Source organism: Glacieibacterium frigidum (assembly GCF_007097155.1).
GTDB lineage: Bacteria > Pseudomonadota > Alphaproteobacteria > Sphingomonadales > Sphingomonadaceae > Glacieibacterium > Glacieibacterium frigidum.
The window spans coordinates 1,220,977-1,243,153 of record NZ_VJWA01000001.1; the positions used below are offsets into that span (position 1 = coordinate 1,220,977).

Annotated in this window: 21 protein-coding genes; 11 read left to right on the forward strand and 10 right to left on the reverse strand. The window is 67.9% G+C overall.

Translation table 11 applies throughout. The features are described from left to right. Positions 1–36 precede the first annotated feature (36 nt). The 5 genes from gap to thiE are packed head-to-tail and all read left to right on the forward strand — an operon-like array spanning position 37 to position 4,185. The gene (gap, locus tag FMM06_RS05930) at positions 37–1,047 is read left to right on the forward strand and encodes a type I glyceraldehyde-3-phosphate dehydrogenase (protein WP_144236372.1); all 1,011 of its coding nucleotides are present in this window, start codon (positions 37–39) and stop codon (positions 1,045–1,047) included. Continuing rightward, positions 1,044–2,207 (forward strand): phosphoglycerate kinase, encoded by a 1,164-nt coding sequence (locus FMM06_RS05935; RefSeq protein WP_144236373.1) that lies wholly within the window; start codon positions 1,044–1,046, stop codon positions 2,205–2,207. Before gap ends, FMM06_RS05935 begins: the two co-directional genes overlap by 4 nt. Beyond that, a complete protein-coding gene (locus FMM06_RS05940; protein WP_144236374.1) occupies positions 2,204–2,545 on the forward strand; it encodes a hypothetical protein in 342 nt (113 codons plus the stop codon). Before FMM06_RS05935 ends, FMM06_RS05940 begins: the two co-directional genes overlap by 4 nt. A 22-nt stretch (positions 2,546–2,567) precedes the next feature. Further along, entirely contained in the window at positions 2,568–3,476 is a 909-nt protein-coding gene (locus FMM06_RS05945) for a class I fructose-bisphosphate aldolase (protein ID WP_144236375.1), read from the forward strand. A gap of 28 nt (positions 3,477–3,504) precedes the next feature. Then, positions 3,505–4,185, forward strand: coding sequence for a thiamine phosphate synthase (gene thiE, locus FMM06_RS05950; protein WP_235889100.1), 681 nt, complete (start codon positions 3,505–3,507; stop codon positions 4,183–4,185). Positions 4,186–4,317: 132 nt separating this feature from the next. Here thiE and FMM06_RS05955 read toward each other — a convergent pair whose 3' ends face one another. Beyond that, a complete protein-coding gene (locus tag FMM06_RS05955; RefSeq protein WP_144236377.1) occupies positions 4,318–5,169 on the reverse strand; it encodes an AAA family ATPase in 852 nt (283 codons plus the stop codon). A gap of 54 nt (positions 5,170–5,223) precedes the next feature. Beyond that, the gene (locus tag FMM06_RS05960) at positions 5,224–5,841 is read right to left on the reverse strand and encodes a hypothetical protein (RefSeq protein WP_144236378.1); all 618 of its coding nucleotides are present in this window, start codon (positions 5,839–5,841) and stop codon (positions 5,224–5,226) included. Between the two features lie 140 nt (positions 5,842–5,981). Between FMM06_RS05960 and FMM06_RS05965 the strand changes: the two genes are divergently transcribed. Continuing rightward, positions 5,982–6,980 (forward strand): histone deacetylase family protein, encoded by a 999-nt coding sequence (locus FMM06_RS05965; protein WP_144236379.1) that lies wholly within the window; start codon positions 5,982–5,984, stop codon positions 6,978–6,980. Here FMM06_RS05965 and rpoD read toward each other — a convergent pair. The 4 genes from rpoD to FMM06_RS05985 all read right to left on the reverse strand — a co-directional run bounded on the left by rpoD (position 6,977) and on the right by FMM06_RS05985 (position 11,881). Continuing rightward, positions 6,977–9,028 (reverse strand): RNA polymerase sigma factor RpoD, encoded by a 2,052-nt coding sequence (gene rpoD, locus FMM06_RS05970; RefSeq protein WP_144236380.1) that lies wholly within the window; start codon positions 9,026–9,028, stop codon positions 6,977–6,979. The genes FMM06_RS05965 and rpoD overlap by 4 nt on opposite strands. Before the next feature lie 14 nt (positions 9,029–9,042). Next, complete coding sequence (gene dnaG, locus FMM06_RS05975) at positions 9,043–10,893, reverse strand: DNA primase (RefSeq protein ID WP_144236381.1); 1,851 nt, start codon at positions 10,891–10,893, stop codon at positions 9,043–9,045. Beyond that, positions 10,890–11,309 carry an endonuclease domain-containing protein gene (locus FMM06_RS05980; protein ID WP_235889102.1) on the reverse strand — a complete coding sequence of 140 codons (420 nt, stop codon included), beginning with the start codon at positions 11,307–11,309 and terminating at the stop codon, positions 10,890–10,892. The genes dnaG and FMM06_RS05980 overlap by 4 nt, the downstream gene beginning before the upstream one ends. 119 nt (positions 11,310–11,428) lie before the next feature. Further along, entirely contained in the window at positions 11,429–11,881 is a 453-nt protein-coding gene (locus tag FMM06_RS05985) for a GatB/YqeY domain-containing protein (protein ID WP_144236382.1), read from the reverse strand. Positions 11,882–12,059: 178 nt separating this feature from the next. Here FMM06_RS05985 and carA point away from each other — a divergent pair, with 178 nt between their 5' ends. The 5 genes from carA to FMM06_RS06010 all read left to right on the forward strand — a co-directional run bounded on the left by carA (position 12,060) and on the right by FMM06_RS06010 (position 18,312). Further along, positions 12,060–13,178: a glutamine-hydrolyzing carbamoyl-phosphate synthase small subunit gene (gene carA / locus FMM06_RS05990; RefSeq protein ID WP_407925185.1), complete on the forward strand. Its 1,119-nt coding sequence runs from the start codon at positions 12,060–12,062 to the stop codon at positions 13,176–13,178. Further along, the gene (locus tag FMM06_RS05995) at positions 13,175–13,816 is read left to right on the forward strand and encodes a hypothetical protein (RefSeq protein ID WP_144236384.1); all 642 of its coding nucleotides are present in this window, start codon (positions 13,175–13,177) and stop codon (positions 13,814–13,816) included. The genes carA and FMM06_RS05995 overlap by 4 nt, the downstream gene beginning before the upstream one ends. After that, complete coding sequence (carB, locus tag FMM06_RS06000) at positions 13,816–17,079, forward strand: carbamoyl-phosphate synthase large subunit (protein ID WP_144236385.1); 3,264 nt, start codon at positions 13,816–13,818, stop codon at positions 17,077–17,079. The genes FMM06_RS05995 and carB overlap by 1 nt, the downstream gene beginning before the upstream one ends. Positions 17,080–17,165: 86 nt before the next feature. After that, entirely contained in the window at positions 17,166–17,645 is a 480-nt protein-coding gene (greA, locus tag FMM06_RS06005) for a transcription elongation factor GreA (protein ID WP_144236386.1), read from the forward strand. A gap of 19 nt (positions 17,646–17,664) precedes the next feature. Continuing rightward, positions 17,665–18,312, forward strand: a complete 648-nt coding sequence (locus tag FMM06_RS06010) for a rhomboid family intramembrane serine protease (protein WP_144236387.1) — start codon at positions 17,665–17,667, stop codon at positions 18,310–18,312. On the opposite strand, the gene FMM06_RS06015 is transcribed toward FMM06_RS06010, so the two are convergent. From FMM06_RS06015 to FMM06_RS06030, 4 genes are read right to left on the reverse strand one after another with little or no spacing between them, the layout of a single operon-like run. Then, a complete protein-coding gene (locus tag FMM06_RS06015) occupies positions 18,309–19,724 on the reverse strand; it encodes an aldehyde dehydrogenase family protein (RefSeq protein ID WP_144236388.1) in 1,416 nt (471 codons plus the stop codon). The genes FMM06_RS06010 and FMM06_RS06015 overlap by 4 nt on opposite strands. Further along, positions 19,721–20,632, reverse strand: a complete 912-nt coding sequence (locus FMM06_RS06020) for a polysaccharide deacetylase family protein (protein WP_144236389.1) — start codon at positions 20,630–20,632, stop codon at positions 19,721–19,723. Before FMM06_RS06020 ends, FMM06_RS06015 begins: the two co-directional genes overlap by 4 nt. Beyond that, a complete protein-coding gene (locus FMM06_RS06025; protein WP_235889103.1) occupies positions 20,629–21,483 on the reverse strand; it encodes a polysaccharide deacetylase family protein in 855 nt (284 codons plus the stop codon). The genes FMM06_RS06020 and FMM06_RS06025 overlap by 4 nt, the downstream gene beginning before the upstream one ends. Continuing rightward, positions 21,480–22,157 (reverse strand): isochorismatase family protein, encoded by a 678-nt coding sequence (locus tag FMM06_RS06030; protein ID WP_207790246.1) that lies wholly within the window; start codon positions 22,155–22,157, stop codon positions 21,480–21,482. The genes FMM06_RS06025 and FMM06_RS06030 overlap by 4 nt, the downstream gene beginning before the upstream one ends. Between the last annotated feature and the right edge of the window lie 20 nt (positions 22,158–22,177).

Genomic DNA, 22,177 nt, shown 5'->3' on the forward strand with positions numbered 1-22,177 from the left:
CCTTCGCGGGGATGACGACTGAAGGAGACGGACAGAATGACCAAGATCGCCATCAACGGCTTCGGCCGCATCGGTCGCAACGTGCTGCGCGCGCTGGTCGCCAGCGGCCGCACCGACCTCGAGATCGTCGCGATCAACGATCTCGCCGACGCCAAGATGAATGCCCTGCTGCTCAAGCGCGATTCGGTGCACGGCACCTTCGACGCCGAGGTGTCGGTCGACGGCGGCGACATCGTCGTCGACGGCAAGCGCATCCGCGTCACCGCCGAGCGCGACCCCGCCAAGCTGCCGCACGGCGAGATGGGCGTCGACCTTGTCCTCGAATGCACCGGCCTGTTCACCGACGCCGACAAGGCGCGCGGCCACATCACCGCGGGCGCCAAGCGCGTGCTGATCTCGGCCCCCGGCAAGGGCGTCGACCTGACCGTCGTCGTCGGCGTCAACGACCAGCTGCTGACCGGCGACCACCACATCGTCTCGAACGCCAGCTGCACGACCAACTGCCTCGCGCCGGTCGTCCGCGTGCTGCACGATGTCGTCGGGGTCCAGCGCGGCCTGATGATGACCATCCACAGCTACACCAACGACCAGTCGCTGCTCGACGTCTATCACAAGGACCCGCGCCGCGCCCGCGCCGCCGCCCAGTCGATGATCCCGACCTCGACGGGCGCCGCAAAGACCGTCGGCGAGGTCATCCCCGAGCTGAAGGGCAAGCTCGACGGCATCTCGGTGCGCGTGCCGACGCCCAACGTCAGCCTGGTCGACTTCACCTTCACGCCGGGCCGCGCGACGACGATCGAGGAAATCAACGGCGCGCTGAAGGCCGCGTCGGAGAGCGGTACGATGGCGACCGTCCTCGACTATTCGGACGAGCCGCTGGTCAGCCACGACTACAACCACAACCCGGCGTCGGCGACAATCGACAGCCTGGAGACGACCGTCCTCGACGAGCATCTGGTGCGCGTCGTTGCCTGGTACGACAATGAATGGGGCTTCTCGAACCGCATGCTCGACACCGCGTCGAAGATGGCCGCGCTGATCCGATGATCCGCGGCCTCGACGACATCGGCGATGTGACGGGCAAGCGCGTGCTGGTGCGCGCCGACCTCAACGTGCCGATGGCGGACGGCGTGGTCGGCGACGCGACGCGGCTCGAGGCCGTGGTGCCGACGATCGCCGAACTGGCGGACGCAGGCGCGGCGGTGCTGGTGCTGTCGCACTTCGGGCGGCCCAAGGGGCACGATGCGAGCCTGTCGCTGCGCCCCGTCGCCGACGCACTGGCGGGTGTTCTCGGCCGTCCGGTGAGCTTCGACCAGCGCACGGGCGGCGCGCCCGGCAGCATAACCGTGCTCGAGAACACGCGCTTCTCAGCCGGTGAAGAAGCCAACGACCCGGCGCTCGTTGCCGAATACGCCGCGCTCGGCGATCTCTACGTCAACGACGCCTTTTCCGCCGCGCATCGCGCGCATGCGTCGACCGAGGGTCTGGCGCACGTCCTTCCGGCGTTCGCGGGCCGCGCCATGCAGGCCGAGCTCGCGGCGCTGGAGAAGGCGCTCGACAAGCCCGAGCACCCGGTCGCGGCGGTCGTCGGCGGGGCGAAGGTGTCTTCGAAGCTCGACGTACTGACCCACCTCGTGACCAAGGTCGACCACCTGATCATCGGCGGCGGCATGGCGAACACCTTCCTCGCCGCGCGAGGGGTCAACGTCGGCAAGTCGCTGTGCGAGCACGACCTTGCCGCCACCGCGCTCGACATATTGGCGCGCGCGGATGCCGCGCACTGCACCGTGCACCTGCCGTACGACGTCGTCGTGGCGAAGGAGTTCAAGGCGAACGCGCCCCACCGCACCGTCAACGTCCACGAGGTCGCCGCCGACGAGATGATCCTCGATATCGGCGAGGCCGCGGTCGAGGCGCTCGGCGATGTCCTCAAGACCTGCCGCACCCTCGTCTGGAACGGCCCGCTCGGCGCGTTCGAGCTGACGCCGTTCGACACCGCGACGGTCGCGCTGGCGCGCATCGCGGCCGCGCTGACGCAGGCGGGGACGCTGGTCTCGGTGGCGGGCGGCGGCGATACCGTCGCGGCGCTCAACCATGCCGGCGCGGGCGACGATTTCACCTATGTCTCGACTGCGGGCGGTGCCTTCCTCGAATGGATGGAGGGCAAGCCGCTGCCTGGGGTCGTCGCGCTGGAGGGGGCCGCATGACCGTCGATATCGAACGCCTGTGGGAAAAGCTCTACCCCGCGACGTGGAAGCTGGCACGCTCCGCCGACCCGATCCACGAGCGGCTGGGCGAGGCCTTCCGCGGCATCCGCGATCTGCGCGGCGAAGAATTCCCGCCCGAACAGCGCATCGCCTATAACGAGATCGTCGAGCGCATGACGCACGCCGGCGCGGTGGTCGATGCCAAGGGCGCGATCACCACCGGCGCGGTCGCCAACACGCTCGCGACGATGTCGGAACGCGATGCGTCCGAGATCGCTGAGAGCCTGTTCGAACTCTTTGTCCAGATCGCCGAAGTCCATTTCGGCGACCCCAAATAATCCAGCACGGAGCCTGCCGACCATGACCCCCGCCGTTCGCGCCATTCTCGCCAACTACGAATCCGACAGCCCCGGCGTGAAGGGCAATCTCGCGCGCATCCTGATGCAGGGTCGCCTTGGCGGCACCGGCAAGCTGGTTATCCTGCCCGTCGATCAGGGCTTCGAGCATGGCCCGGCGCGCAGCTTCTCGGTCAACCCGGCGGCGTACGACCCGCACTATCACTTCCAGCTGGCGATCGACGCCGGCCTGTCGGCGTACGCCGCGCCGCTCGGCATGATCGAGGCGGGCGCCGACACGTTCGCCGGGCAGATCCCGACGATCCTCAAGGTCAACAGCTCGAACAGCTGGTCGACGAGCATCAACCAGGCGGTGACCGGCACCGTCGAGGACGCGCTGCGCCTCGGCTGCGCGGCGATCGGCTTCACCATCTATCCGGGGTCGGACGACATCTTCGAGCTGATGGAGGAAATCCAGCAGCTGTCCGCCGAGGCCAAGGCGGTCGGCATCGCGACGGTGATCTGGTCCTACCCCCGCGGCGGCGAGATCTCGAAGGCGGGCGAACTGGCGCTCGACGTCGGTGCCTATGCCGCGCACATGGCGGCACTCGCCGGCGCGCACATCATCAAGGTCAAGCTGCCGACCGACCATATCGAGCAGAAGGACGCCAAGAAGGCGTACGAAGGCGGCGACTGGTCGACCCAGGCCAAGCGCGTCGCGCACGTCCGCGAGGCGTGCTTCGCCGGCCGTCGCCTCGTCGTCTTCTCGGGCGGCGCGGCGAAGGGTGCCGACGCGGTGTACCAGGACGCGCGCGACATTCGTGATGGTGGCGGCAACGGCTCGATCATCGGCCGCAACACCTTCCAGCGCCCGCGCGCCGAAGCACTGGCGATGCTCGACAAGATCGTCGCGATCTACAAGGGCGAGGAGTGAGCGCAGCGAACTCCCATCGGGCCGTGTCGTGAGCGAAGAAGAACTGATCCCGCTCGATCCCGGCTTCGGCGAGCGGTTCGCGCGCGAGAAGCGGCCGCCGTGCCAGCTGTACCTCATCTCGCCGCCGGTGCTTGGGGATGACTTCGCCGACACGCTGGCGGCGGCGCTCGACGGCGGGCCGGTGGCGGCGTTCCAGTTGCGGCTCAAGGGCGGCGATGCCGACGTGCTGCGCTGGGCGGCGGCGCTGCAGCCGGTTTGCGCGGCGCGCGACGTGGCGTTCATCGTCAACGACCGCGCCGACCTTGCGAAGGCGTGCGGCGCCGACGGTGTGCACCTGGGGCAGGGCGACGGGTCGGTCGCCGACGCCCGCGCGCTGCTCGGCCGCGAAGCGCAGATCGGGGTGACCTGCCACGCCAGCCGCCACCTCGCGATGGAGGCGGCCGAGGCGGGCGCGGACTATGTCGCGTTCGGGGCGTTTTACGACACCACCACCAAGCCGAGCGAGCATCGGCCCGAGTCGTCGATCCTGACGTGGTGGACGACGATCAGCCAGCTGCCCTGCGTTGCGATCGGCGGGATCACGGCTGCCAACGCTGCGCCCTTGGTGGCGGCGGGGGCGGACTTCATCGCGGTGTCGAACGCTGTGTGGGGCGATCCGCGCGGGGCGGGGGCGGCGGTCGCCGAGTTTGCGGCAGTGCTCGCTTCCTGATCGTCATCCCCGCGAAGGCGGGGACCCATAGACACCTGACTTTCAGCGAAGGGCTGCGCGGCTAACGGCCCTTTAACCGAAGGCATGCGCCGTATGGGTCCCCGCCTTCGCGGGGACGACGGCTCTAGGCGCTTACCCGTTCGCCCCCGCACGCCGGTTCATGAACGCCAGCCGCTCGAACAGCATCACATCCGCCTCGTTCTTGAGCAGGGCGCCGTGCAGCGGCGGGATCAGGCTCTTGGTGTCGCGGTTGCGCAGCACGTCGACGGGCAGGTCCTCGTGCATCAGCAGCTTGAGCCAGTCGAGCAGCTCGGAGGTGCTCGGCTTCTTCTTCATCCCCGGCACCTCGCGCATGTCGAAGAAGATGTTGAGCGCCTCCGCGACCAAGGTCTTCTGGATGTCGGGGTAGTGGACGCGGACGATGCGCTCCATCGTCTCCCGGTCGGGGAACTTGATGTAGTGGAAGAAGCAGCGGCGCAGGAAGGCGTCGGGCAGCTCCTTCTCGTTGTTCGAGGTGATGATGACGATCGGGCGGACGTTGGCCTTCACCCGCTCGCCGGTCTCGTAAACGTCGAACTCCATGCGATCGAGCTCGGTCAGCAGGTCGTTCGGAAACTCGATGTCGGCCTTGTCGATCTCGTCGATCAGCAGGACGGGCAGCTTCGGCGACGTGAACGCCTCCCACATCTTGCCGCGCCGGATATAGTTCGCGATGTCGTGGACACGCGCGTCGCCCAGCTGCGAATCCCGCAGGCGCGACACGGCGTCGTATTCGTACAGCCCCTGCTGCGCCTTGGTCGTCGACTTGACGTTCCACTCGATCAGCGGTGCGTCGAACGCCTGCGCGATCTCGGCCGCCAGGACAGTCTTTCCGGTGCCAGGCTCGCCCTTGACGAGCAGCGGGCGGCGCAGCGTCGCCGCGGCATTGACCGCAACGCGCAGGTCGTCGGTGGCGACATAGGCGGACGTGCCTTCGAAACGCATGGGCGGGCCTTTGGATCGGTTGACGTTCGCGTGAACGCTAGTGCGCGCGCGGCGTCAACGATAGGTGAAAATCGTCTCGACGCGCTGCGTGCCGTCCTTGCCCATCATCGACCCGCGGATATCGGCCACCTGTCGCACCAGCCGCGGGGTGTTGCCGTCGAGGCGGTAGTCGCTGACCGTGACGAAGCTTTCGACCTTCGCCACCAGCATCATGCGGAACGGCGCGCGGGCGGTCAGGCGCAGCTGCTGGACGTAGGGCCGCGGGCCGCCCGCGACGACGGCCTCGGCAATGAAATGCTCACTGACGTCCTTGCCGCTGGTTATCACCGAAGCCTTCGGCAGCGTCGCGAGCCGCAGCACGGTCCGTCCTTGTGTGTCGGTCGTCGCGGCCGCGCCCGCCAGCGTCGTCAGGCGGTGATAGCCGGGGACGTTCGCCGCGCTTGCCGCCTTGCGATACTTCGTAACGTCGCCGGGCGACGGCGGCTTGCCGTCGACGCTGACCAGCGTCCACGCCTTGCCGTCCCAGCGGTCGACGCGCGTCTGCGTCGCCTTTTCGCTGCCGCCTGCCTGGGTGACGGTGATCGTGCGGTCGTAAGCGAGCGCAGCGGGCGAGATCGCGCGCGCCTCGGCGAGGACGCGGTCGCGGACCTGCTCGGCCGGTGTCGCCGCCATGCAGAGGAAAGCCGCCGGAAGCGCCCAAGTCGTTCTTTTCATGCCAGACCCTTGATCCAGTTCGCGACGCAGGCGTAACGAGCCGCCCGGTGTATCGCAAGCGGTTGCGTGCGTTCGGCAAGCCGCTACCAATCGCCGCGATGATCATCGTCTTCGACCCCGCACAGCGCGCGCACGCCCCGGCCCGGGAACTCCACAACGGCAGTTTCGTCCCCCACGCCGATACCGTCGCGCGCGCCGACAACATGCTGGCGGCGCTGGGCGACTGGACGCTCGCCGTCGATCACGGGATCGGCCCGATCGCGCGGGTTCACGGCGCCGACTATCTGGCGTTCCTGCAGACCGCGTTCGAAGACTGGCAGGGGGCGGGGCGGCCGGGCGACGCGGTGCCATATGTGTTCCCGGTCGTCGGGCGGCGTCCGCTGAACCTCGACCGCATCGACGCGCGGCTGGGCCGCTTCGCCATCGACTGCGGCACGCCGATCGCCGCGGGCACATGGCAGGCGGTGTACGCTGGCGCGCAGGTCGCGCTGACCGCGCTCGACCATGTCGGACAGGGTGCCGCGTTCGCGCTGTGCCGCCCGCCCGGCCACCACGCGGGAGCCGATTATTGCGGCGGCTATTGCTATCTGAACAATGCCGCGATCGCCGCGCAGGCCGCTGTCGATGCGGGCAAGCGCGTCGCGATCCTCGACATCGACTATCACCACGGCAACGGCACGCAGGACATCTTCTGGGAGCGCGCCAACCCGCTGTTCGTCTCGATCCACGCCGACCCGCGCACCGACTACCCCTTCTACTGGGGCCACGCCGACGAGACCGGCGCCGGGGAGGGCGCGGGCGCGACGCTCAACCTGCCGCTGCCGCACGGTACCGGCCTCGCGGCGTACCGCCCCGCACTGGTGCAGGCGCTCGACCGCATCCGCGCCTTCGCACCTGATCTGCTGGTGGTCAGCTTCGGCGCCGACACATTCGTCGACGACCCGATCTCGCACTTCGCGCTCCGGACTGCCGATTATCCGGTGATCGCCGCCGACATCGCCGCCCTCGGCGTGCCGGTCCTGATCGTCATGGAAGGCGGCTACGCGGTCGACGCGCTGGGCGAAAACGTCGCCGCCTTCCTGTCGGGCTTCGACTAGACGTCGAGGAAGCTCCGCATCTTCCGGCTGCGGCTCGGGTGCTTCAACTTGCGCAGCGCCTTCGCCTCGATCTGCCGGATGCGCTCGCGGGTGACCGAGAACTGCTGGCCGACTTCCTCAAGCGTGTGGTCGGTGTTCATGCCGATGCCGAAGCGCATGCGCAGGACGCGCTCCTCGCGTGGTGTCAGCGACGCTAGCACGCGGGTCACCGTCTCCTTGAGGTTGGCGTGGATCGCCGCGTCGACCGGGATGACCGCGTTCTTGTCCTCGATGAAATCGCCGAGATGGCTGTCCTCCTCGTCGCCGATCGGCGTTTCGAGGCTGATCGGCTCCTTGGCGATCTTCATCACCTTGCGGACCTTCTCGAGCGGCATCGACAGTCGCTCGGCGAGTTCCTCGGGCGTCGGCTCGCGACCGATCTCGTGGAGGATCTGGCGGCTGGTGCGGACCAGTTTGTTGATCGTCTCGATCATGTGGACCGGGATGCGGATCGTGCGCGCCTGGTCGGCGATCGAGCGGGTGATCGCCTGGCGGATCCACCACGTCGCGTAGGTGCTGAACTTGTAGCCGCGGCGATACTCGAACTTGTCGACCGCCTTCATCAGGCCGATGTTGCCTTCCTGAATAAGATCAAGGAACTGCAGCCCGCGGTTCGTGTACTTCTTCGCGATCGAGATCACCAGGCGCAGGTTCGCTTCGACCATTTCCTTCTTGGCGATGCGTGCCTCGCGCTCGCCCTTCTGGACCATGTTGGTGATGCGGCGGAACTCGCCCAGGTCGACGCCCGTCGCGTGCGAGATCTCGGCCGCCTCGCCGCGGATCGCGTCGACCGACGACACCTCGGCCGCGGCGAGCGACGCGAACTTCTTGTCGATGCCGCCGACGCGCGCCAGCCAGCCCTCGTCGAGCTCGTGCCCGACATATTCGTCGAGGAACTGCTTGCGGTTGATCTTGTACTTGTCGGCCAGCTTCATCATGGCCGTCCCGAGCACCAGCAGGCGGCGGTTGTAGCCGTAGAGCTGGTCGACCAGGAACTCGATCTTCGAGTTGTTGAAGTGGATCGACTGGACGCCGCGCGTCAGCTCCTCGCGCAGCTTCTGGTACTTGCGCTCGTCGGCGGCCGCGAACTCCTCCGCGCTGCCCAGCGCGCCGAGGCGGCTGACCTGCAGCTTCTGGAACTTCTTGTAAGTCGCTGTAATCTCGGCGAACTTCTCCAGCGCCTCGGGTTTGAGCTGCTCTTCCATCTGCGCGAGGCTGAGGGTGTTGTCCTCGTCGTCGTCGTCGGGAATCGCGGGCTGGCCGTCGGGGCGCAGGCGGCGCTCGGTGAACTGGTGGACCTCGTCCTCGGGCTCGTCGGCGTTCGGCGTGTCGCTGACGTCGGCCTCGTCCTTGAAGGTCTGCGTCGGCAGGTCGCCGCCCTCGGCAGCCGAGGTCTCCTCGACCGGCACCTTGACCAGCATCGCGTCAAGATCGAGAATCTCGCGCAGCTGCATCCGCCCCTCGTTGAGGGCGTTCGACCATTCGATCATCGACTGGAAGGTCATCGGGCTCTCGCACAGCCCGGCGATCATCGTGTTGCGGCCGGCCTCGATGCGCTTGGCGATCGCGATCTCGCCCTCGCGGCTGAGCAGCTCGACGGCGCCCATCTCGCGCAGGTACATGCGGACCGGATCGTCGGTGCGGTCGAGCGGGGCGGCCTTGACGACGGGCGCGGCGACGGCGGGGTCGGCCTCCGCCTCTTCCTCCTCGTCGTCGTCGGCGGCGGCTGCGGGCGCGGCCTCGGCACCGTCCTCGGCAGGCTCGTCGTTTTCGATGAGGTTGATCCCCATCTCCGACAGCGCCGCCATGACGTCCTCGATCTGCTCGCTGGACATCTGGTCCTGCGGCAGCGCCTCGTTCAGCTCGTCATAGGTGATGTAGCCGCGCTTCTTGCCGCGCGCGATCAGCTTCTTGACCGACGATTCGTTCAGATCGAGCAGGGGCGCGCCGTCGCCTTCGGGGCCTTTGCCCGCAGTATCGTCACCCGAGCCGTTCGTCGTTTTCGCCATTCAAACGTCCCAATCTAGTCGAGCAGCGCCTCGCGGCGCGCTTCTGCCAATTTCATCAGGGTCGCGTCGAGCCCGACACGTTCGGCGCGCAGCCGTTGCTGCGCCGCCCAATCGGCTTCACTCGATGACCGTGCGAACCGGGCGGTCGCCGCCTGCAGTTCGCTGTCGATGCGCGTGCGTGCCAGCACGGTATCTACGACGCCGGCGAAATCGCGTTCCACGTCAGCCGCATGGCCCGAAACATTGTCGGGAGGCGCTGGCTTCGTGAACGAGAACCCGAGGCGGTTCAGCTTGCGCACATCGACCGCAAGGGGAGCGACGCCGCGTTGATGCAGATCGTGCGATAAAGCGGTTTTGTCAAGGTCGGGCGCGTGCGTCAGCGCATCGAGAATCGCCGACAAAAGTCGTTGCAGCGGCATGCCCGCATCGAGCCGCGCCAGTGCCTCGCCGTGCCGGTCGGCAAGGTGCGGATGTTCGAGCAGCCCGACGATCAGCGCGGCGACCTCGCCGTGGCTCTGGTCGCGGGCATGCAGCGCGAGGAGGGCAGGGGAGGCGCGACCCTTGGGCACGACACGTGGCCCCCCCTTGGGCGTCCACTCGCGGCGCGGCAGGTACAGCGCGTCGAAACGGGCGCGGAACTCGGCATCGTAGAGCGCGCGGACCGACGCGTCGGCGATTGCACTGCTGTGCTCGCGCAGGCGTTCGCGCACCGCCGCCCGGCGTTCGGGTGTCGCGGCGTCGACCCCGTCGGTCTCGCTTCTCCACAGCCGGTCGATCAGCGGTTCGGCCGCCGCGATCAGCGCCTCGATCGCCTGCGGGCCCTGGGCGCGCACGAGGTCGTCGGGGTCCTGGCCAGCGGGCAGGGTGGCCAGCCGCAGCGACCGCCCGGGCTCGAGCAGCGGCAGCGCGCGCAGCGCCGCCCGCAGCCCAGCGCGCTGCCCCGCCGCATCGCCGTCGAAGCACAGCACGGGCTCGGGGACGACGCGCCACAGCAGTTGCAGCTGCTGCTCGGTCAGCGCGGTGCCGAGCGGCGCCACGGCCTCGCCGATGCCCGCCTGCGCCAGCCTGATGACGTCCATATAGCCCTCGACGACGAGCAGCCGCCCGGACTTGCGCGCCAGCGGCCCGGCGCGGTCGAGGTTGTAGAGCGTCCGCCCCTTGTCGAAGAGCGGCGTGTCGGGCGAGTTCAGATACTTGGGCTGCCCGTCCCCCAGGATGCGCCCGCCGAAGGCGATGACGCGCCCGCGCGGGTCGCGGATCGGGAACATCAGCCGCCCGCGGAAGCGGTCGTACGGCTCGCCGCCGTCCTCGGGGGCGATCAGCATGCCGGTCTCGACGAGCTTCGCGACCCCGATGCTGTCGAGCGCCACTTTCAGCTTCGTCCGCCCGTCGGGTGCGAGACCGAGGCCGAAGTCCTTGATCGTCGCCGCGGTCAGCCCGCGCTTGTCGAGATAGCCCCGCGCCGCCGCCCCCCCGGCGCCCGCTAGTTGCTCGGCGAACCACCCCGCCGCGCGCGCCGTGACGTCGTGCAGCCCCGCCGCCGCCTGCGCCCTCTGCTGCGACCCCGCATCCTCCTGCGGCATGTCGAGCCCGGCCTGCGCGGCGAGGCTCTCGACCGCGTCACGGAAGGCGAGCCCCTCCTGCTTGATCGTCCAGTCGATCACCGACCCGTGCTCGCCGCAGCCGAAGCAGTGGTAGAAGCCCTTGTCGTCGTTGACGTAAAAGCTCGGCGTCTTCTCGTCGTGGAACGGGCAGCAGCCCTTCATCTCGCGCCCCGCGCGGGTCAGCTTGACGGTTCGCGCGACGACCCCCGACAGCCCGACGCGGGCGCGGATTTCGTCGAGGAAGGACGCGGGGATGGTCAATAGGGGAGCTCGATGTCGGGGGAGACTTCGACGGACGCGGATTCCCCTCCCGGTACGGGAGGGGTTAGGGGTGGGCAGTCACGACACGCCGCAACGATGACCATGAGCACCCCTTCGGTCTCCACCAGCACCTGCCGGTTGGTGAAGCGCACCACGATATAGCCTTCGCGCTCCAGCCACCGCGTGCGCCGCACATCCTCGATCTCGCCATGCTGGCTGCCGTCGACCTCGACGATCAGCTTACGCGACCGTGCGCAGAAATCGGCGATGAACGGTCCGATCGCGATCTGGCGGCTGAACTTGACGCCGTCGAGGCGGCTGGCGCGCAGATGGCCCCACAGTTTCTTCTCGGCAGGCGTCGGCGCGTTGCGCATCGACCGGGCGCGCTCTTTCTGGAGGTCTGGAATGATCCGCACTGCCCACCCCTAACCCCTCCCGTATCGGGAGGGGAATCCGTCTGTACGGGAGCGCTCCCCTCCTACCGGGTTCCCCTCCCGGTACGGGAGGGGTTAGGGGTGGGCACTACCCCACACGCTCAGCCCAACGCCGCCTTCACCATCGCACTCGCCTGCGCCATATCCAGCTGCCCCGCGAAGCGTTCACGCACCGCCGCCATCACCCGCCCCATGTCCTTCACCGACGTGGCCCCGAGCTCCAAAACCAGCGCGCGCACCGCCGCCTGTGCTTCGCCCGCCGCCATCTGCGCGGGCATGAAGCCCTCGATCACGCCCAGCTCGGCGCGTTCGGCGTCGGCCAGTTCCGGGCGGCCGCCGGTGACGTACATCTCGATCGATTCGCGGCGCTGCTTCGCCATTTTCGACAGCACGTCGGCGACCAGCACGTCGTCGTCTGTCGGCGCGGTGCCGGTGCGCAGCTCGATGTCCTTGTTCTTGAGCGCCGCCGAGATCAGCCGCAGCGTGCCCAGCCGGACCGAGTCCTTGGCCTTCATCGCGGTGATCGTCGCGGCCTTGATGTCGTCGCGGATCATGCCGCTCCTCTCGCTTTTCCTGAACGCCTAGGCTAGGGCATCCGCTTGCCGATTCATAGATTGACGCCCGCGGCGGACCCCCCTAGTCCGCCCGGCGTTTGCTCGCACGCCACCCAAAGGACACGCCTTGCCCGATACGACCCCCGCGCAGCCTGAAGGAGCGACGGGGGTATTAATATTGGCAGACGGCACGATCGTCTGGGGCCGCGGCTGCGGCGCAGAGGGCTCGGCGGTGGGGGAGGTCTGCTTCAACACCGCGATGACCGGGTACCAGGAGGTGATGACCGATCCCTCCTACGCGGGGCAGATCGTCGCCTTCACCTTCCCGCACATCGGCAACGTCGGCGCGAATGCCGAGGACGTCGAGGCGACCAACCCATACGCGCTCGGCTGCATCCTGCGCGAGGACATCAGCGAGGCCGCGAACTTCCGCGCCGAGCGCAGCTTCGACGACTGGCTCAAGGGCTGGGGCCGCATCGGACTGAGCGGCGTCGACACGCGCGCGCTGACGCGGCGCATCCGCGTGTTGGGAGCGCCGAACGCAGTGATCGCGCACTCGGCCGCGGGCGAGTTCGACATTCCCGCACTGCTCGCACAGGCGCAGGCCTGGCCGGGGCTGGAGGGTATGGACCTCGCGAAGGAGGTCAGCGCCACCCAGAGCTATGGCTGGAACGATGGGCTGTGGACGCTTGGCCACGGGTACGCGACGAACGCCGCGAACCCCGACGGCCCACACGTCGTCGCGGTCGACTACGGCATGAAGCGCAACATCCTGCGCAACCTCGTCGCCGCCGGCGCGCGCGTGACCGTGGTGCCCGCGACCGCAACCTATGACGAGATCATGGCGCACGCGCCTGACGGCATCTTCCTGTCGAACGGCCCCGGCGACCCCGCCGCGACCGGCGTCTATGCGGTGCCGACGATCCAGGCGCTGCTCAATTCGGGCAAGCCACTGTTCGGCATCTGCCTCGGCCATCAGCTCCTCGGCCTCGCGGTCGGCGCGAAGACGAGCAAGATGCACCAGGGCCACCGCGGCGCGAACCACCCGGTCAAGCGGCTGGACGACGGCCGCGTCGAGATCACCAGCATGAACCACGGCTTCGCGGTCGATGCGGACACGCTGCCGGCGAACGCGCGCGCGACGCACGTATCGCTGTTCGACGGCTCGCTGGCGGGCCTCGAATTGACCGACCGGAGCGCGTTCAGCGTCCAGTACCACCCCGAGGCGAGCCCAGGGCCGCAGGACAGCCACTATCTGTTCGAGCGGTTCGTGGGGTCGCTGGAAAAATTCTCGTGAGCTTTATCCCGCAACAAGCGCTTGAGCACGTCGTGCTCTATAAGCTGTTTTTGGTCGCGCAGAATAGTGGACAGCGTTTGACCAATTCAGCGATTTCGACGATGTTCAGCTTTCCCGTAAGCTCGAAACGTGTCGAGTTTGCAACAAGGTCTCTCTACAATAGCGACTTGATCGACATGCGGCCTAATGATGGCACCGTCTCAATTGTTGATGCGGGCTACAAATATGTTGAAAGCGGTCTCTCTCAAGCAGACTCCTATCTTCAGAATTATCACCGTTTCGGCGATGACTGGCTCGCCAACTTACAGATCGTGATTGATGGCGTGCCAGCTTCGGATCGGATTGTTTCGCGCGACGATAATCGTGGTGCGCTGCAAGATATTGATGACCGAGTGTCGGAAGCTCTAGAAATTATCCGCACGGATAATACTGTTGCAGATGCGCTGGGAGAAGATCGAGACGTTATCACAGGCGAATTGAATGCCTCTAAAGCGCTTATTTCTGCTGGAAAATTTCGTTTTGATCGATTGATCGCTGTTATTGCGCCTGCTCTAAGATATCTCGCTGACAAATTTTCTGGCGGCGCGATTGCAGAGGTCGCGAAACGGCTGCTCGCTCTGCTTCTTGAGATTCACTAATGCCCAAACGCACCGACATCTCCTCCATCCTGATTATCGGCGCCGGCCCAATCATCATCGGGCAGGCGTGCGAGTTCGACTATTCGGGGACGCAGGCGTGCAAGGCGCTGAAGGCGGAGGGGTACCGGATCATCCTGGTCAATTCGAACCCTGCCACCATTATGACCGATCCCGAGATGGCCGACGCGACCTATGTCGAGCCGATCACCCCCGAGATCGTCGCCAAGATCATCGAGAAGGAGCGGCCCGACGCGGTGCTGCCAACGATGGGCGGGCAGACCGCGCTCAACACCGCGCTGGCGCTCGCTCGCGACGGCACGTTGGAAAAGTACGGCGTCGAGCTGATTGGCGCCGACGCGCAAGCGATCGACAAGGCCGAGGACCGGCTCAAGTTCCGCGACGCGATGGACAAGATCGGGCTCGAATCCCCGCGCAGCCGCATCGCGCACAACATCGCCGAGGCGCTCGAGGGGCTCGAGTTCGTCGGCCTGCCGACGATCATCCGGCCGTCGTTCACGATGGGCGGGACGGGCGGCGGCATCGCCTACAATCGCGAGGAGTTCCTCCACATCGTCGGTACCGGGCTCGACGCCTCGCCGACCACCGAAGTGCTGATCGAGGAATCGGTGCTGGGGTGGAAGGAGTATGAGATGGAGGTCGTGCGCGACCGCGCCGACAACGCCATCATCATCTGCGGGATCGAGAACGTCGACCCGATGGGCATCCATACGGGGGACTCGATCACGGTCGCGCCGATCCTGACGCTGACCGACAAGGAATACCAGATCATGCGCAACGCGAGCATCGCGACGTTGCGTGAAATCGGCGTCGAAACAGGCGGTTCGAACGTCCAGTTCGCAGTCAACCCGAAGGACGGGCGGCTCGTCGTCATCGAGATGAACCCGCGCGTCAGCCGCTCGTCGGCGCTGGCGTCGAAGGCCACCGGCTTCCCGATCGCCAAGGTCGCCGCACTGCTCGCGGTCGGCTACACGCTCGACGAGATCACCAACGACATCACCGGCGCCACCCCCGCGGCGTTCGAGCCGACGATCGACTATGTCGTCACCAAGATCCCCCGCTTCGCCTTCGAGAAGTTCAAGGGCGCCGAGGCGACGCTCGGCACCGCGATGAAGTCGGTCGGCGAGGTCATGGCGATCGGCCGCAACATCCATGAGAGCATCCAGAAGGCGCTGCGCGGGCTCGAGACCGGCCTGACCGGCTTCGACGAGGTCGAGGCGTTGGTCGATGCCAGCGAGGACGAGATCGAGGCGGCGCTGGCGGTGCCCGGCCCCGACCGCCTGCTGATCGCCGCCCAGGCCATGCGCGCCGGCTTCTCGATCGACCGCATCCACGCGATCACCTTCTACGAACCCTGGTTTCTCAACCGGATCGCCGAGATTATTCATGCAGAAGCTGAAGTCCGGGGCCAGGCTTTCGAAAACGCGTCTGACCGTCAAATTCGCTTACTTGTTCATATTCGTCGCCTCAAGGCGATGGGCTTTTCTGATGCCCGCCTCGCCACGCTGACCGGCTCGACCGAGGCCGAAGTCGCCGCCGCGCGCCGCGCCGCCGGCGTCCGCCCTGTCTTCAAGCGCATCGACACCTGCGCCGCCGAGTTCGAGGCCAAGACCCCCTACATGTACTCGACCTACGAGGCGCCGAGCTTCGGCGCGCCCGAGGACGAGAGCCTCCCCACCGACAAGCGCAAGGTCGTTATCCTCGGCGGCGGCCCCAACCGCATCGGGCAGGGGATCGAGTTCGACTATTGCTGCTGCCACGCCTGCTTCGCCCTCGCCGACGCCGGGTTCGAGACGATCATGGTCAACTGCAACCCGGAGACGGTCAGCACCGACTACGACACCTCGGATCGCCTCTACTTCGAGCCGCTGACCGCCGAGGACGTGCTCGAGGTGCTCCACAAGGAGCAGGAGAACGGCACGCTGGTCGGCGTCATCGTCCAGTTCGGCGGGCAGACGCCGCTCAAGCTGGCACGCGCGCTCGAGGCGGCGGGCATCCCGATCCTCGGCACGACGCCCGACAACATCGACCTGGCCGAGGACCGCGAGCGCTTCGCCGCCCTCGTCGAGGACCTCGGCCTGCTGCAGCCCCGCAACGGCCTGGCGCGCTCGCGCGACGAGGCGATCGCGGTGGCGGAGAAGGTGGGTTACCCCGTGCTCATGCGCCCGAGCTACGTGCTCGGCGGCCGCGCGATGGAGGTCGTCGAGACGCCCGCGCACCTCGACACCTACATCCGCGAGGCGGTGCGCGTCTCGGGCGACAGCCCCGTGCTGATCGACCAGTACCTGCGCGACGCGATCGAGGTCGATGTCGATGCGCTGGCCGACGGCGACACGGTGTTCGTCGCGGGCGTGCTGCAGCATATCGAGGAGGCCGGGGTGCACTCGGGCGACAGCGCCTGCTCGCTGCCGCCGTACAGCCTGTCGGACGCGATCATCGCCGAGATCGAGCGCCAGACCGCGATGCTGGCCAAGGGCCTCAACGTCCGGGGCCTGATGAACATCCAGTTCGCGGTCAAGGACGAGGCGGTCTATCTGATCGAGGTCAACCCGCGCGCCAGCCGCACCGTGCCCTTCACCGCGAAGGCGACCGGCATTCCGATCGCCAAGATCGCCGCGCGCGTGATGGCGGGCGAGAGCCTGGCGAGCTTCAACCTCGTGCGGCCCAAGTGGGCTCATATCGCGGTCAAGGAGGCGGTGTTCCCCTTCGCACGCTTCCCCGGCGTCGATCCGGTGCTCGGGCCCGAGATGAAGTCGACCGGCGAGGTGATGGGGATCGACAGCGATTTCGCCACCGCCTTCTACAAGAGCCAGCTGGGTGCTGGCACGGTGCTGCCGACCGGCGGCACGGCCTTCCTGTCGGTCAAGGACACCGACAAGGCGCAGGTCCGCGAGATGGCCGAGGGGCTGCTCGCGCTGGGCTTCGCGGTGATCGCCACCGACGGCACCGCGCGCTATCTGCAGGAGCAGGGGCTCGACGTCGCGCAGGTCAACAAGGTCGCACAGGGGCGCCCGCACATCGTCGACCGGATCAAGGACGGCGATATCGCGTTCATCTGCAACACGACCGAGGGCGTGCAGTCGATGCGCGACAGTCAATCGATCCGCGTCGCGGCGTTGTACGGCAAGGTACCGTACTTCACGACGGCTGCCGCGAGTGCCGCTGCGGTCAAGGCGATTGCGGCTTTTCGTGCCCGACCGCTTGAAGTGCGGTCGCTGCAGTCATATTATTCTGCGCTGGCGTAAGAACACGCCATCCGGACATCGACAGCCGGCTGCGGTGGCTAACCACCGTCAGGCGAGTTGTCCGGCGATATAAGGGTGAAGACGAAATGGCGACGGTCGACAAGCTGCCGATGCTGGCCGAGGGGCATGCGCACCTCGTCTCGACGCTGCGCAAGCTGAAGGAAGAGGAGCGGCCCGAGGTCGTTCTCATGATCGAGGAGGCGCGCGCCCACGGCGACCTGTCCGAGAACGCCGAATATCATGCCGCCAAGGAGCGCCAGGGCCAGATCGAAGCCCAGATCTACGATCTGGAGGATCGGCTGGCGCGCGCGCAGGTCATCGACCCGACGACGCTGTCGGGCGACCGCGTCGTGTTCGGCGGCACCGTCAAGCTGCTCGACGAGGACGACAAGGCGGTCACCTACCAGATCGTCGGCCAGACCGAGGCCGACGCCCGCGTCGGGCGGATCAGCTATTCGTCGCCGCTCGGCCGCGCACTGATCGGCCGCCGCGTCGGCGAAGAGGTCGAGGTCACGACCCCGTCGGGCGACAAATATTACACGATCGAGCAGCTCGAGTTCATTTGAGCCCTGTGACACTCCGCCGGTGAAGCCCTTCAAGCCACCGGTGGCGGTCGCGACGCGGACGATCGTCGGCCTGAACATCGCTGTGCAGGTCGTGCTGACGCTGATCGGGGCCAAGGCCGCATCGGCGGTGTCGTTCGCCGGGGCGCTGATCCCCATGCGCCTCGTGCAGAACATCGACGGGCCGGTGCCCGCGGTGCTGACGCTGTTCACGTCGATCTTCCTGCATGCCGGTTGGCTGCATCTCGCGCTCAACCTCGTCTTCCTCGCCTGGGTCGGCAAATATGTCGAATGGGTCGTCGGGCGCTGGCGCTTCGTTGCGCTCTACCTCGGCGGCGGCCTCGCGGGCGGCCTGCTGCAGGTCGCGGCCGACCCGCAGAGCATCATCGAGGTGGTCGGCGCGAGCGGCGCGATCGCCGCGGTCTTCGGCTGCTACGCCGTGCTGTTCGCGCGCAGCCGGGCGAGCGGCAAGCGCATCCTGGGCATCGACGTCTCGTCGGAGGCGGTGACGGCGCTGTGGTTCGCGGCCGTCTGGATCGGGCTCCAGCTGGCGACCGGCTATGTCTTCGGCGGCATGGGGCAGGGCGTCGCGATCTGGGCGCACGTCGGCGGCTTCATCACCGGGCTGATCTTTGCGCAGCCCTTCGTGCGCGAGACGCCGAAGCTCTAGGCGTCCTCGGCATATGCGCTCAGCGGCAGCGGCGTGCCTGTCTGGCGGATCAGCGCCTGGCGGCGGCAGAAGCGCAGCAGGCCGGTGTCGCCCATCCGCGACGGGCCCAGCCCCGAGGCACCGAAGCTCGACTTCTCGGCCTCCCATACCATCGAGGTCAGTGAGCCGTCGTTGATCGACACCGCACCGGCGCGCAGGCGCACCGCGACGGCCTCGGCTTCGGCGGGCTCGCCGAGGACCGCCGCCGACAGGCCGAATTCGCCGGCGTTCGCCAGCGCGACCGCGTCGTCAGGCGTCTCGAAGACCTGCACGGGTATGACGGGGCCGAATGTCTCGTCGCGCAGGACTGCCATGTCGGGCGTGACGCCGGTCAGCACGGTCGGGCGCAGGTAGAGACCGCCGCCCAGGGTCTCGACCTTCCCGCCCGCCAGCACCGTCGCGCCTTTGGCAACCGCATCGTCGATCTGCGCCTGGACGATCGCCGCCTGGGGGCCGTGGATGAACGGGCCGATGTCGCCGTGCGCGATATCGGGATGGTTGAGCCGCACCGCCTGAGCAGCGCTCGTCAGCGCAGCGAGGAAAGGCTCGGCGACGGCGCGCGCGACCAGTACCCGCTCGATCGACTGGCACGCCTGGCCGGTGTTGAGCACCGAGGCGAGCAGCGCGACGTGTGCCGCGGCGACCGGATCGGCGCTAGCCAGCACGATCAGCGGGTCGTTGCCGCCGAGTTCGAGGCTGGCGGGGATCATCGCCACCGCCGCCGCGACGCCGACCTTGCGTCCGGTCGCGACCGACCCCGTGAAGGCGATGAAATCGACCTGCTCGACCAGCGCCGCGCCGGTGGCGCCGTCGCCCTCGACGACCGCGAGTACCGCGGCGATTTCGGGCACCTCGCGAATGGCGGTCAGCAGCGGCTCGATGAAGCGCGGCGTCACCTCCGACGGCTTGACGAGCGCCGCGCACCCCGCCGCAATCGCCGGGATGGCGTCGATCAGCGCGAGCGTCAGCGGGAAGTTCCAGGGGGAGATCGCGCCGACCAGCGGATAGGGGACGAGGCGGGTCTGCGTGTCGATGCCGGGTATCGCGGTCGCGCGCGGCGATGCGGGGGCGAGCAGCGCGGGCGCGCGCGTCGCCCAGCGCCGCACCATCGCGACCGTGCCATCCACTTCGATCGCGCTGACCCGTGCGCGGCCGGTATCGCGCGTCAGTGCGTGGACGAGCGCGCCGCGCTGGCGGACGAGGGCGTCGGCGAAGGCGTTCAGGTGCTGCCCCCGCACTTCAGGCGACAGCGCCGCCCAGTCCGGCTGATTGGCTCGCAGCCGTGCCGTGATACGAGCCAGCGCCCCCACGTCGAGCGGCTCGATCCAGTGATCGGTCTCGCCGGTGCGCGGGTTGCGGACGGGCAGCCTCACGCAGCTGCCCAGGCGTCGAGGATTTCGTCGCCGCGCGCGAACCAGCAGTCGCCGCGGGCGGTCAGGTCGCGCAACAGCTGCTCAATCGCGCCAATGCGATACGGCAGGCCGCTGATATAGGGCGTCAGGTGGATCGGCAGCATCCGGCCGCCGTGAACGCCCGCCTCACGCGACAGATAGTCGGCGGCATCGCAGAGCTGCTCGGCGTAGTTTTCGGCCGATTGCTGCTGGACGCCGATGACCTGGCGGTCCGACAATTCGTGGTTGAGCGGCAGGTTGGCGAGGCCGTTGGCGAACCTCCATGGGAGCTCGTCGTTAACCCAGTCGCAGCAATACTCGACCCCCGCGGCGCGTAGCAGGCCGGGCGTCGTCCAGCTCTGCGACCGCGCGATTCCCAGCCAGCCGCGCGGGCGCGTACCCGTCGCCGCCTCCAGCCCGTCGAGCGATGCCGCGATTAGTGCGGCCTCGTCCGCCTCGGGCAGGCCGGTGGCGATCGTGCCGTTCATGTCGGTCGAATGCGCGATGATCTCGTGCCCCGCTTCGACGATCCGCTCGACCAGCTCGGGATTGCGCCGCGCGGCTTCGGCATTCGCGGCGACCGAGACACGCACTCCGACAGCGGCGAAGGCGTCGAGCAGTCGGTGGATGCCGACCCGCGTGCCATAGTCGCGCGCCGTGTAGTGGCGGTAGTCGGGGTAGGGTGTCGCCATATGCCCCGGCGCGCGGAAGGGCGTGTCGCTGGGGATCAGCGGAAAATACTCGAGGGACACAACGATCCACACCGCCAGCCGCGCCCCGCTGGGCCAGGCGACCGGCGCACGGTCGAAGATCGACGACCAGGGATAGAGATCGTGGTCGTACCCCTCGCGCCGGCGCGGGTAGTCGAGATAGGCGGGGTCGAGGCTCAAGGCTGCTGCGCCCGCCAATGGTCGCAGATCGCGCCAGCGGTCGTCGGCCACGCGCGCCCGTCGGCGGCAATGCGGCGCAGCGCGTCGGCGAAGGGTCCGATGCGGTGGGGTTGGCCGATCAGATAGGCGTGGAGGGGGATGCACATCACCGTGCCGCCCTCGTCCGCCAGCCGCTCGAACTGGCGAACCAGCGCATCGGCATAGGCGCGCGGGCTCATGTTGTAGATGAAGAAGCCATAGTGGTCGTTGACCTCGAGACTGTACGGGATCGAGGTCAGGCGGCCGGTCTTCGTCGCGACGCTGGTCGGGCGGTCGTCGTGGTACAGGTCGCAGGTATAGTCGAGGCCGGCCTCGGCGATCAGGTCGAACGTATTCTCGGTGTGGGTCAGCGCGGGGGCGAGCCAGCCGCGGATCGTCTGCCCCGTCGCCTCGCGCACCGTCTTCAGCGAGTCGGCGATGATCGCGCGCTCCTGATCCTCGGACATTCCATAGGCATAGCGGGTATTGTAGATTCCGTGGCTGAAGAACTCCCACCCGCGCGCCGCTGCATCCGCGACAACGACGGGGTGGTGGTCGCACAGGGCCACCGACAGCGACACCGAGCCGGGAAAGCCGTGCTCGCCCATCGCGTCGGCCATGCGCCAGTGGCTGACGCGGTTCGAATGGTCGCGGTGGCTGTAGCCGACGACGTCGGGGTGCGGCCTCGCCCAGCTCTTGCGCTGCGGGTGCGCGGGCGGGTCGATCTCGTAATATTCGAGGTTGGGGGCGACCCAGACCGCGACCGACTTGCCGCCGGGCCAGGTGACGCGCGGCGCGGGGCCGGGCGGGTAGAGCGCGGGGTCGGACTTCACGCGCGCGCCGCAAACCAGTCGTCGACCGCCTGCACGGGAACGACATCGGCGTACTTTAGCTGCAGGTCGGTCAGGTTGGCGAAGTGATAGCTGGCGTGCTTGTCGGCGACGCACTCGATGGGGACGATCGTCCGGTAGCCATGGCTGAGCGAGTCGACCGCGGTCGCGCGCACGCAGCCCGAGGTCGAGCCGCCGGTGACGACGACGGTATCGACGCGGTTCGCGACCAGCCACGACGCGAGCGGCGTCTCGAAGAACGCGGAGGGCATGCGCTTGACGTAGACGGCGTCGCGCGGGTCGATCTCGCACCGCTCGTCGAAGGCGTGGCGGTCGGAGCCGACCGCAATGTTCTGCAGCGAATCGGGGGTGTTCGTCCGCGTCCCCCACACGCCCGCGTCCGCGCCGCCCTCCATATAACCGACGTGCGTCCACACCACCGGCATGCCCGCGGCGCGCGCCGCCGCGGAGATGCGATTGACGTGTTCGATCTGGCGCGGGTCGGTCTCGTACGCCGTCGCGTAGCGGTCGATGCGGGTATAGGCGTTCTGGAAATCGACGTTCACGATGGCGAGACGGTCGCCGAAGCCGAACTTCGCGCGCGCCGGATTGGCCATGACGGCGTCGAAGATCTCGCGCGCGGTGCGTCCGTCGTCGATCATTTGCGTGCCGATCATTCACCCCTCGCTGGTCGCCA